Below are 10,164 nucleotides of genomic sequence, written 5' to 3' on the forward strand. Positions count from 1 at the left end.
GAACAGCGTTGAAGCCAGCTTATTGCAGCAGGGCTTCCAACTCCGCCATCGCCGTCACTGGGGCAGCGCAAATGAAATTTCGACAGACATAGGCGGTTGCTTTCCCGCCCACCGGCCCGCGTTGCGCCAGCAGCGGGATTGTTTGCCCAGCCGTGGCGTCCTCCGGCGCCGCCAGCGCCACCACTTTGTTTGGCAGATAGCGCTGGAAAATTGCGGCGATCAATTCCGCCGTCGCCGGGTCTGACCACGAACCCACCAGCGCAATCTCGCGCGCTTCGGCTAGATAAAGATCGTGCGCGCAAAGCATGTGGCCGAAGCCATTCGGCATGCGCTGCACATCGTGCGAGGTCAGTTGCAAAATCTGCTCGGCCAGTTCGCGGTAGCGCGCCTCGCCCGTGAAAAGCGCCAACCGCAACAGCACGTGCGCGGCGATGGAGTTTCCGGCGGGTGTCGCGTTGTCATAAAAATCCTTGGTGCGGCTGATCAACGCTTCGTGGTCGGCGCTGGTGAAATAGAAGCCGCCGTTTTCCGCGTCCCAAAACTGCCCGATCATCGTGTCAGCCAGCGCCCGCGCTTCGACAAACCAGCGCGTGTCAAAGCTCGCTTCATAAAGCGCCAGCAGCCCGTCAATCAGGTAAGCGTAATCTTCCTGATAGGCGTTCAGCTTGCTGATGCCGTCCTTGTGCGTGCGCCACAACCGACCGTCGTGTTTCAAAGTCGTCAGCACAAACTCGGCATTGCGCACAGCGGTTTCCAGATAATCGGCGCGGCTCAGCACCTGGGCGGCTTCGGCGAAGCTGCGCAGCATCAGGCCATTCCAGGCCGTCAGCATCTTTTCGTCGCGGCCCGGTTTGATGCGCTGTTCGCGGGCCTCAAACAAAAGCTGTTTGCCGCGCGTGAGTGCCTCTTGCAAACGCTCCGGCGTGACGTTGAGCAGTTTGGCAATCGTCTCGACCGATTCATCAACGTGCAAGATGTTGTGCCCTTCAAAATTGCCTGCGGCGGAAACATCGAAGTAGCGCTTGAATAGCTTGGCATCTTCTGCGCCCAACAGCGCTTCGACTTCGGGCGGCGTCCAAACGAAGAACTTCCCTTCTTCGCCCTCGCTGTCGGCGTCTTGTGACGAATAGAAACCGCCGCTGGCATCCGTCATTTCGCGCCGCACGTAATCCAGCGTTTCAGTCGCAACCTGCTGATAAAACTCATTGCCGGTGACCAGATAAGCATCCAGATAGATGCGCGCCAGTAGCGCGTTGTCATAGAGCATCTTTTCAAAGTGCGGCACCAGCCATTTTTCGTCCACCGAATAGCGGTGAAAGCCGCCGCCCAGCTGGTCATACATCCCGCCGCGCGCCATCTTGTCGAGCGTCAGTTCGACCGCCGCCAACAACGCCGGGGCGCTTGTCCGTTGAGATTGCCGCAACAAAAACGACAGCGTCATCGAAGGCGGAAATTTCGGCGCGCGTCCAAATCCGCCTTCGACCGGATCGAAGGCCCGCATGATTTGCTGCGCGGCCTGCTCCAGCACGGCGGTTGTCAGTGCGCCGTCCGCCGGTATGACTTCATTGATCCGTTGCAACTCACTCAGCAACCCGCTCGCACTCTGTTCAACCTCAGCGCGGCGGTTTTGAAAGGCATCGGCAATTCCCAGCAACAAGCGCGGGAAGCCAGGCAGGCCGTGCCGATCAACCGGCGGGAAGTAAGTGCCGCCATAAAACGGCACGCAATCCGGCGTCAGAAAGACCGTCAGCGGCCAGCCCCCCCGCTGCCCCATCATCTGCACCGCATTCATATAAATCGTGTCGAGGTCGGGACGCTCTTCGCGGTCAATTTTGATGTTGACGAAATGGTCGTTCATCACTTTGGCGATGGCTTCATTCTCGAACGACTCGTGTTCCATCACGTGACACCAATGACAAGCCGAATACCCAATCGAAACCAGGAGCGGTTTATTTTCGGCTTTCGCTTTGGCTAACGCTTCAGCGCCCCAAGGGTACCAATCCACCGGATTGTGCGCGTGTTGCAGCAAATAGGGACTGGTTTCGTGAATCAGCCGATTGGTATGTCTCGGTGCAGCGCTTAGTTCTGACATGGCTCCTTGTTCCAGCTTGTTCGTTTGCTTGGTTTGGGGAATTGTTGATGAACCGATACTATGCCTTACCTGCCGCCAATGCCCAAATGCAGACCGGCAGCATTTTTCACTCAAGCGAGGTTTATGAAGTTTCGTTGTTTGCTTTTTGATCTGGACGGCACGCTGGTGGATTCGCGCGCGGACATCACCAATTCACTCAATCTGACGTTAGCTGAACTAGGCCGCCCAACCTTGCCCGCAGAAACTGTGCGCCTCTTCATCGGCGAAGGCGTGCGGCTTTTGCTCGAGCGCGCCTTGCGGGCGACGCAATCTGCTGAGGTGCAATCCTCTGAAGTAGAGCATGCGCTGAAAATTTATCAGCGCCATTATCACGCCCACCTGCTCGACCAAACCAAGCTTTACCCCGAAGTCACCGAAACATTGGCAAGTCTCAACGCTTTGCCCAAAGCCATTGTCACCAACAAACCATTTGCGTTTACACAACCCTTGCTCGACGGCCTGGGTATTGCCCAATACTTCCGCGTTGTCTTCGGCGGCGACAGTCTGCCTGAACGCAAACCTTCGCCGCTCATGCTGTTGGAAGCCGCGCGACATTGCGAAGTCGAACCAGCGGAATGCTTGATGATTGGCGATAGTTGGATAGACGTAGAGGCCGGACGAAAGGCTGGGATGAAAACGGCGGGCTATGTCAGCGGCTTTCGCGGCCGCACCGAACTGGAAGCGGCAGGCGCAAATTATTTAATCGAACGCTTCAGCGAAATAACCGCGCTGGTCTTGGGCTAAAAAAAACGCGCGCCCCAAGCGGGTTTGACTGACCAGCGAAAGGATCACCTTTCAGGAGCCATTTGGAGACAGACCAGTCAAATCCGGTTGTGACGCGCCAGTCGTATCACACTGTCACTACACTAGAGGACCCACTACAAGAAACTCACAACTAGAACGCTTCCTTTCGTTTGAAGACTTTGCAAAAGATCGCCCAGCCCAAATAAATCAGCCCGCCGAAGACAGCCAGCTTAACCAGCAAGCCGAAGACACCCAAGAATAGGCCGAACAAAGCCAGCACGAAAAAGATCACTTTGAGCGCGATGCTCAACGCTACGATCACGAGCACAATTGCAATGATGTTTCCGATAACTTCGCCCATAACATTCACTCCCTTTTTGCGGTTGGAAAGGACATTGTGACTTTCAAGCGCGCTCACATCGCTCCCCGTCACAGCGCCTCATACGGCGCACAATTCAGCGATGTTTCGGAAATTTCAGGGCCGCTCTTTCAAGCGTTTGAAATAGTAAACCGGATTGTTCGGCGCGCCGTGCACCGCCACCATCTGCCAGCCTTGCGCACCGAGCTTATCGAAGTTACGTTCCAACCCATAGGCCTCTTGCGCAAAAGAATCATCGGGTTGTTTGCGCATTCGGCTGCTGCCCAATCCCTCAGAAGTGAGATTGACCGAACCACCCGCAACGACCAGATATTCCCATTGCGTTTCGGCAACGGGTTCTTTGCTGGAACTGCTGGAACGCTGTGCGATCACCCCGGCCACCAGGCACAAGACAACCACTGCGGCGCTGAAAATAGCGAGCAAGCTTCTACGTTTCATAGCGACTCCTTTGGCGTTCTAGGTTTGTGAAATGGTGCTGAAAAGCCCATGAACATTCACGCGGCGTGCAATTGTAACATAGCGAAACGGCCTGCTTGACATGGCGTAGGCGGGCCGCTACCATTCGCCTTCGTTTTTTGGCGCGCCCTTCCGGTTATGTCAAAACAACCCGCGAAAAAGCAGGTTTCCAACCTGTCTGAATTGAAAATTAGCGACGAATTTTTCATGGCTTGCGCCTTGGCGGAAGCGCGGCAGGCTTATGCCCTTGCTGAAGTCCCCGTTGGCGCCGTGATCGTGCTTGAAAACCAAATCATCGGACGTGGTTATAACCAACCGATTGGCCGCTGCGATCCGATAGCGCACGCCGAAATTCTGGCCTTGCGCGAGGCGTCTCAACACATCAGCAACTATCGGCTGGTCGAAGCTACGTTGTACGTCACGATTGAACCGTGTGTGATGTGCGCCGGCGCGCTGATCAATGCGCGTGTTAAACGGCTGGTTTACGGCGCCGCCGAAGAGCGCTTTGGCGCGGTGGATTCGCTGTTACAACTTTGCACCCACAGTTCTTTGAATCATCGGATGGGAGTTACTTCAGGCATTCTTGCTGAGGAGTGCCGGGGACTGATGCAAAACTTTTTTAAGCAACGCCGGAGTAACAATCAGTAACTTCCTTTTGTTGCAGGTAGACCGAGGTTTTTTATGCGGAGAGGTGCCGGAGTGGTCGATCGGGGCGGTCTCGAAAACCGTTGTACCTTTACGGGTACCGTGGGTTCGAATCCCACCCTCTCCGCCAGTTATTTCCCAATCTCAGATTTCAAATTTGAGATTGGGCAAGGAGAGGTCGCCTAATGGTATGGCACCGCGTTGGAAGCGCGGCGGGTCGAAAGGCCTGTGCGGGTTCGAGTCCCGCTCTCTCCGCCAGTTGCCAAAACGTAAAGGCGGAAGGGTGAAACATAACTCTCACCCTTCCGCCTTTAGCTTGTCTTATCAGGCTCCGGCCTCCGTGCAATCTTAGCTGTGCGAACCCCGCCAGGACCGGAAGGTAGCAACGGTAGTACAGTTCGGATGTGCCGCGGTAGTCACCGGAGCCTGTCCCATTTCTCAAGCAATTTAGGCGGCCTTGGCTTTTTCGGTTTTAGCCTTTTCAGCCCTGGCTTTGGCCCAACGCGCTTTGGCCGCTTCTTTCAATTTCTTTTTGGTCTCCGCAGAAAAAACCCGTTTCTTTCCGGCTTTGGCCACCGCTTTCTTAGTAACATTCCGGCTCCCTTTGGGACGCCCACGCCGTTTTTCATTGGCCGCCGCCGCCCCAAACAATGAAAGCAACGCGGCTTTCTTATCTTCCAGTTTCCCAATCTGCGCATCAATATCAGCAATGACGCCCTGAATTTTTGCATCAATTTCCGCCACCATATCAGCACTCTGCTTCGTCGCCTTTTTAGGCATATCATTTTCTCCTTAGCAATTTAATTTCTGGTTTGAGCCTTTACCGTAAGTAACCGGCCTGCATTAAAGCTCTTTTCCTAAAGATGGGTTGTCGTTCGTAAAGCACCCGCCGGTAACAACCACCGAACAATCTTAGTTAGACTGCACGCATTGTAGGCATCAGTTCGCAAAAAATCCAAGCCTTCACTCACAATAAAGCAAACTTTTTACGCCGATGTCTCTAAATTATTTATCGTTACACCAAACGTCGAGGCGTCCGCTTGAGCCGCTCAGCGCAACAAGCTATGCTTGCCGGGCTGACAAGTCAGACAGGTAATTACGTCTTTATCCGCCGATTTTTTGTAGGAGTGTCATTTGAGTTATCAGGTCATTGCGCGCAAATATCGCCCACAAACCTTCGCCGATCTTACCGGCCAGGAACATATTTCCCGCACCTTAGGCCACGCCCTAGACAATCAGCGCCTGCATCATGCCTATTTATTTTCCGGTGTGCGCGGCACCGGCAAAACAACCTCGGCACGCATCCTGGCCAAAGGACTCAATTGTCATCAAGGTGTTACCAGCCGGCCTTGCCTGCATTGCCCCTCTTGTTTGGAAATTGCGACGGGGAACTCACTCGATGTGCTCGAGATTGATGCGGCTTCAAACACGGGTGTAGACAATGTACGCGATGTCATCATCAATAACATCGCCCTGGCGCCGGCGCGGGATCGTTATAAGGTTTTCGTCATTGACGAAGTGCACATGCTTTCTAACAGTGCGTTTAATGCCTTGCTAAAAACCTTAGAGGAGCCACCAGCGCATGTTGTCTTCATTATGGCAACGACCGAGTTACATAAGGTGCCAGACACAATCCTTTCGCGTTGCCAGCAATTTGAGTTTCGCCAAATTCCCGCTGAAAAAATCTTTCAACGCCTGCGCAGCATCGCGAATAACGAGCAGGTTAGCATCAATGACGCAGCCTTGCGGGAAATCGCTCGCGCAGGCGCGGGCAGCTTGCGCGATGCACAATCGGCCTTTGATCAAGTTATTGCATTCAGCGGCGCACAAATTACCGAGGAAGATGTTACTACTTCGTTAGGGCTGGTCAGCGTGCGCACGTTAGGTAAATTCGCGGAAGCTATCGCCGCGCAAGATGTGGCGTCCCTGCTCAATTTGATTGAAGAAATTACGGCGCGCGGTTACGACTTACGTAACTTTGCTCGCGAGTTGATGGCTTATTGGCGGCACCTGCTCGTTATTCAAGCTGGTATCACGGATAGCCAAGTGCTTGGCGTCGCGGATGTCGAAGTAGCTCGCTTGCGCGAACTGGCTGGACAATTTTCTGAAGAGGATTTGGTGCGCGGCTTTCATTTTTTGGCTGAAACTGAAAAGCAAATCAAAGATTCGCCACATCCTCGCTTTCAACTGGAGATTGGCTTGGTCAAGCTGGCGCAATCTGCGCGCCTGCATTCTTTGACTGAGTTATTACAACGACTGGAGACCTTAGAAACTAATTTATTGAATACCGGCAGTGGCAAGGCTACGCCCGCACGCCCGGCTTCACGCGCCGAAACACCCGCGCGCAATAACAAAGAATTCACGCCACCGGCAACAACAGCGCCCCGCTCCCTTAGCATCACTCCCGCGCCATTGGCGCCCGCAAGTAAGCCGGTTTCTGCCGCCAGCGCACCGGCCTTTTCGGGAGAGCCGCCTGACTTTCCTGATTTCAATTCCTTCGACGATCTGCCGCCGGACGATTTGAGCGAGTTGGATTTTGCGTCCGCTAAAACTTCCCGCAGCCGCAAACCGGCACCCGCGGCGAAACCTGTCGTGGCCGCTGCGCCAGCAGGTCAAATGGTGGCGGGTAACGAGGTAAGCGCGCTGCTGGCGGAACTGAATCGCATAAGCCGTTCGCCACTATTACCGCTGGCGTTTGAGGAAGCCCAAGTTAGTTATGCGAATGGTAAGCTGGTCTTTGTCTTTGCCAACGAAGATTTCAATGCCAAAAAAATACGGGAGAGCGCGGCGGTCTTTCGTGAACTCGGCGAAAAGCTATTTGGCCAACCGCTCAGCATTGAAGTCAGGATTAGCGGTGAGATTACGCAGATCGTGGACGAAGCTGCCCAGGCGCGCGCCGAACAATTCGCCCAGGCCAAGCAAAATCCGGCTGTCCGCTTGTTACTCGATAAATTCAAAGGGGAAATTCTCAGTGTGCGTCCCGCGCCCGCCGCTGCTACTGGCGGCAATCAGACTTGATTGAACCTTTGGCTGTATTGTTGACGGCTGCGTTCGTGTGTATGATGACCACGTTTGATTTATCGCGCAATCATTTCAATCAGTAAGGAGAATATTTATGAAATTTCCGGGCGGTATGAACATTCAGCAGATGATGAAGCAAGCCCAAAAGATGCAAGAGCAGATGGCCGCTGATATGGACGCGCTACGCGTTGAAGCTAGCGCGGGCGGCGGTATTATCTCCGTGCAAATGAGTGGCAATAAAGAATTGCTCGCGATCAAAATTGATCCCGAAGCAGCCAGCGACGTCGAGATGCTGCAAGACCTGATTGTCGCCGCCGTCAACGAGGCGGGCCGCAAAGTGGACGAGGTTGTCCAATCGAAACTTGGCAATGCCCTGGGCGGCATGCGCATCCCCGGCTTGATGTAAGACATTCGCGGCGATACGGGTTGCGGGGATGACTTACGTTCAATCCGCAATCCGCATTCGCAATCCGCAATCCGCATCCGCCATCCGCAATCACATGCTTGATTACGCAGAACCCGTCACACGGTTGATAGACGAATTCAAACGGCTGCCTGGCATCGGTCAGAAATCGGCGCAACGCCTGGCCTTTCATCTGCTGCGCATTCCGCTGGAAGAGGCCGAACGGCTGACCGAGGCCATTCGTGAGGTCAAAGAAAAGATCGTTTTCTGCACGCTCTGCAACAACCTAACCGACACCGATCCGTGCCGTTATTGCGCCAGTCCCGCGCGCGACCGCTCGATCATTTGCGTGGTCGAAGAGCCGTATAACTTGGTCGCCATCGAAAAGACCCGCGAGTACCACGGCCTCTATCACGTGCTGCACGGCTCGCTCTCGCCCATTCGCGGCATCGGCCCCGAAGAGTTGCGGATCAAAAACCTAATTGAACGTCTGCGCCCGCAAGAAGACGGCTCGTCCGAAGTCAAAGAGATCATCCTCGCCACCAATCCGAACACTGAAGGCGAAGCGACGGCCAATTACCTGGCCCGGCTGCTTAAACCGCTGGGCGCGCGCGTCACCCGCATCGCGATGGGCTTGCCGGTCGGCAGCGACCTTGAATACGCTGATGAAGTGACGATGCACAAAGCCCTGCTCCACCGCCACGAAATTTGAGCTGACCTGTTTTAGCTTTTGCGAGAGATGTTGACTGAAGACGCCGACAACAAGGATTACGTCACCGAGTACCTGAAGCTCAAAACCGCCAACGACCAATTCCGCGAACGCGGCAAACAATGGTTGTGGGAGTTGCTGGAAAAACACTGCGCTGAAATCAACCGGCAACTGGCCTCCCCACCGGATGGCCAGCCCGATGGGCAAATACTGCAAAGTGGCCGTCAACCCTGGCAATTCGAAATTCAAACCGATGCGGGCAAGGCCACAATGGCGGGTGAACGCTTTGGCGTGCGTTATCGCGGGCAAACCTTCATCATCGAAGTCGGCTGGCCGCAACTGCCAGAGCACGGCTTTATTCCCGCGGGCGGGTTGGCGCGCGGCCGCGTGCGATTCAGCCCGAACGTGATGCTGGAGCCACAGACAAAAGCTGAGTTGGTTTTGAAATGCAACGATACGGGCGTTGTGTGGTACGAACTCAAATACAAACAACTCGGCCCGGCTGTCACTGAAGCCTATCTGCGCCAATACCTCGACCTGGTTTTGAAATTTTGACTAAATCCGCTTATGCGCCTTCCTCCATCGCAGCCAAGGTGCCCAAAATGTGATACCCGCCGTCCACATAGATCACCTCGCCGGTAATTCCCCGGCTCAATGAACTCAATAGAAACAACGCCGTATCACCGACTTCTGCTTGTTCAGTGGCTTTGCGCAACGGCGCGACCTCGCGATGGTGCGCCACGCCTTTGGTGATGCCGGGGACGCCGCGCGCCGCCAGCGTGCGAATCGGCCCGGCGGAAATTGCATTGACGCGCACGCCACGCGGCCCCAGGTCATTCGCCAGATAGCGCACGGTACATTCCAAGGCTGCTTTGGCCACGCCCATCACTTTGTAATGCGGCACCACGCGTTCGGCGCCCAAATACGAAAGCGCCATGATCGAGCCGCCGTCTTTCATCAGCGGCAGCGCCGCGCGCGACAAGGCAATCAGCGAATAGGCGCTCACATCCATGGCCGTCAAAAAGCCGCTCCGCGAAGTATTGAGGAACTCGCCCAGCAAATCTTCGCGCGGCGCATAGGCGATTGAATGCACCAGAAAATCCAACTGGCCGAATTCCGCTGCGACATTTTGCAGCAGCGCCGCGATCTGCGCGTCATCGCCCGCGTCACACGGAAAGGCTTTTGCGCCCGGCAGGTCTTTGATCAACCCTGCGACGTTGTCCTTCAACCGTTCGTTCTGGTAATTGAATAGTAACTGTGCGCCCTCGCGCGCGGCGGCTTCGGCAATCGCCCACGCAATGCTGGCCTTGTTTGCCACGCCGACAATCAGGCCCTTTTTGCCTTCGAGTAACATAAGTTGATTTCTCCCGTAGTGGTAAACCTTGAGGTGAATGCTTGTTGAATTGCCGGCACGATAGCACGTTTGCGGGCGTCTTGGCATCTGCGCGGAGGGCGCGGGGTAACTTTGAAATCCTGCCGGCCACGTGCTAGCATCGCCCCGCTTTTGAGACAGCGTTCATTGGCAATATGGAGAGTTGGCAGAATGGCTATTGCACCGGTCTTGAAAACCGGCGTCCGCAAGGGCATGGGGGTTCGAATCCCTCACTCTCCGCCTCTTCCCTTCAAGCTCAGCCGAGTCCTTTCGATCACTTGCAACCCTGCTTCGACGGGATAAT

Annotated in this window: 11 protein-coding genes, 3 tRNA genes and 1 other RNA gene; 10 read left to right on the forward strand and 5 right to left on the reverse strand. The window is 55.1% G+C overall.

Annotated elements, in window-relative coordinates; translation table 11 throughout:
• Positions 1-19: 19 nt before the first annotated feature.
• Complete coding sequence (locus HY011_19575; protein MBI3425143.1) at positions 20-2,092, reverse strand: thioredoxin domain-containing protein; 2,073 nt, start codon at positions 2,090-2,092, stop codon at positions 20-22.
• A 123-nt stretch (positions 2,093-2,215) separates the two neighbouring features.
• On the opposite strand from HY011_19575, the gene gph reads away from it, so the two are divergent.
• The gene (gph, locus tag HY011_19580; GenBank protein ID MBI3425144.1) at positions 2,216-2,875 is read left to right on the forward strand and encodes a phosphoglycolate phosphatase; all 660 of its coding nucleotides are present in this window, start codon (positions 2,216-2,218) and stop codon (positions 2,873-2,875) included.
• Between the two features lie 151 nt (positions 2,876-3,026).
• Here the strand turns inward: gph and HY011_19585 are convergent, their stop codons facing one another.
• Both HY011_19585 and HY011_19590 read right to left on the reverse strand, forming a co-directional pair.
• Positions 3,027-3,236: a hypothetical protein gene (locus HY011_19585; GenBank protein ID MBI3425145.1), complete on the reverse strand. Its 210-nt coding sequence runs from the start codon at positions 3,234-3,236 to the stop codon at positions 3,027-3,029.
• Between the two features lie 114 nt (positions 3,237-3,350).
• Positions 3,351-3,692 (reverse strand): hypothetical protein, encoded by a 342-nt coding sequence (locus HY011_19590; GenBank protein ID MBI3425146.1) that lies wholly within the window; start codon positions 3,690-3,692, stop codon positions 3,351-3,353.
• Positions 3,693-3,848: 156 nt separating this feature from the next.
• Between HY011_19590 and tadA the strand changes: the two genes are divergently transcribed.
• The 4 genes from tadA (at position 3,849) to ffs (ending at position 4,783) form a co-directional block, all read left to right on the forward strand.
• Positions 3,849-4,358, forward strand: a complete 510-nt coding sequence (gene tadA, locus HY011_19595) for a tRNA adenosine(34) deaminase TadA (GenBank protein ID MBI3425147.1) — start codon at positions 3,849-3,851, stop codon at positions 4,356-4,358.
• A 37-nt stretch (positions 4,359-4,395) separates the two neighbouring features.
• Positions 4,396-4,485: transfer RNA gene (locus HY011_19600), tRNA-Ser, on the forward strand.
• A gap of 41 nt (positions 4,486-4,526) precedes the next feature.
• Positions 4,527-4,613 (forward strand) — tRNA-Ser (locus tag HY011_19605).
• Positions 4,614-4,684: 71 nt separating this feature from the next.
• Positions 4,685-4,783: signal recognition particle sRNA small type (gene ffs / locus HY011_19610), an RNA gene on the forward strand.
• Positions 4,784-4,802: 19 nt separating this feature from the next.
• On the opposite strand, the gene HY011_19615 is transcribed toward ffs, so the two are convergent.
• The gene (locus HY011_19615; GenBank protein ID MBI3425148.1) at positions 4,803-5,135 is read right to left on the reverse strand and encodes a hypothetical protein; all 333 of its coding nucleotides are present in this window, start codon (positions 5,133-5,135) and stop codon (positions 4,803-4,805) included.
• A gap of 354 nt (positions 5,136-5,489) precedes the next feature.
• On the opposite strand from HY011_19615, the gene dnaX reads away from it, so the two are divergent.
• From dnaX to HY011_19635, 4 genes are all read left to right on the forward strand, one after another.
• The gene (dnaX, locus tag HY011_19620) at positions 5,490-7,373 is read left to right on the forward strand and encodes a DNA polymerase III subunit gamma/tau (GenBank protein MBI3425149.1); all 1,884 of its coding nucleotides are present in this window, start codon (positions 5,490-5,492) and stop codon (positions 7,371-7,373) included.
• Positions 7,374-7,470: 97 nt separating this feature from the next.
• Complete coding sequence (locus HY011_19625) at positions 7,471-7,782, forward strand: YbaB/EbfC family nucleoid-associated protein (protein MBI3425150.1); 312 nt, start codon at positions 7,471-7,473, stop codon at positions 7,780-7,782.
• A gap of 94 nt (positions 7,783-7,876) precedes the next feature.
• Positions 7,877-8,491 (forward strand): recombination protein RecR, encoded by a 615-nt coding sequence (gene recR, locus HY011_19630; GenBank protein MBI3425151.1) that lies wholly within the window; start codon positions 7,877-7,879, stop codon positions 8,489-8,491.
• Between the two features lie 27 nt (positions 8,492-8,518).
• A complete protein-coding gene (locus tag HY011_19635; protein ID MBI3425152.1) occupies positions 8,519-9,043 on the forward strand; it encodes a hypothetical protein in 525 nt (174 codons plus the stop codon).
• Positions 9,044-9,053: 10 nt separating this feature from the next.
• Here HY011_19635 and HY011_19640 read toward each other — a convergent pair whose 3' ends face one another.
• Complete coding sequence (locus HY011_19640) at positions 9,054-9,842, reverse strand: enoyl-ACP reductase (GenBank protein MBI3425153.1); 789 nt, start codon at positions 9,840-9,842, stop codon at positions 9,054-9,056.
• 175 nt (positions 9,843-10,017) lie between these two features.
• Here HY011_19640 and HY011_19645 point away from each other — a divergent pair.
• Positions 10,018-10,100, forward strand: a tRNA-Ser gene (locus HY011_19645).
• Positions 10,101-10,164: the final 64 nt, after the last annotated feature.

This window comes from Acidobacteriota bacterium (assembly GCA_016196035.1).
Classification (GTDB): domain Bacteria; phylum Acidobacteriota; class Blastocatellia; order RBC074; family RBC074; genus JACPYM01.

What these genes read in the sequence shown, in the direction of transcription:
- HY011_19575 (MBI3425143.1), bottom strand. Translation starts at nt 2,092, where the DNA reads ATGTCAGAACTAAGCGCTGCACCGAGACATACCAATCGGCTGATTCAC.
- gph (MBI3425144.1), top strand. Translation starts at nt 2,216, where the DNA reads ATGAAGTTTCGTTGTTTGCTTTTTGATCTGGACGGCACGCTGGTGGAT.
- HY011_19585 (MBI3425145.1), bottom strand. Translation starts at nt 3,236, where the DNA reads ATGGGCGAAGTTATCGGAAACATCATTGCAATTGTGCTCGTGATCGTA.
- HY011_19590 (MBI3425146.1), bottom strand. Translation starts at nt 3,692, where the DNA reads ATGAAACGTAGAAGCTTGCTCGCTATTTTCAGCGCCGCAGTGGTTGTC.
- tadA (MBI3425147.1), top strand. Translation starts at nt 3,849, where the DNA reads ATGTCAAAACAACCCGCGAAAAAGCAGGTTTCCAACCTGTCTGAATTG.
- HY011_19615 (MBI3425148.1), bottom strand. Translation starts at nt 5,135, where the DNA reads ATGCCTAAAAAGGCGACGAAGCAGAGTGCTGATATGGTGGCGGAAATT.
- HY011_19625 (MBI3425150.1), top strand. Translation starts at nt 7,471, where the DNA reads ATGAAATTTCCGGGCGGTATGAACATTCAGCAGATGATGAAGCAAGCC.
- recR (MBI3425151.1), top strand. Translation starts at nt 7,877, where the DNA reads ATGCTTGATTACGCAGAACCCGTCACACGGTTGATAGACGAATTCAAA.
- HY011_19635 (MBI3425152.1), top strand. Translation starts at nt 8,519, where the DNA reads ATGTTGACTGAAGACGCCGACAACAAGGATTACGTCACCGAGTACCTG.
- HY011_19640 (MBI3425153.1), bottom strand. Translation starts at nt 9,842, where the DNA reads ATGTTACTCGAAGGCAAAAAGGGCCTGATTGTCGGCGTGGCAAACAAG.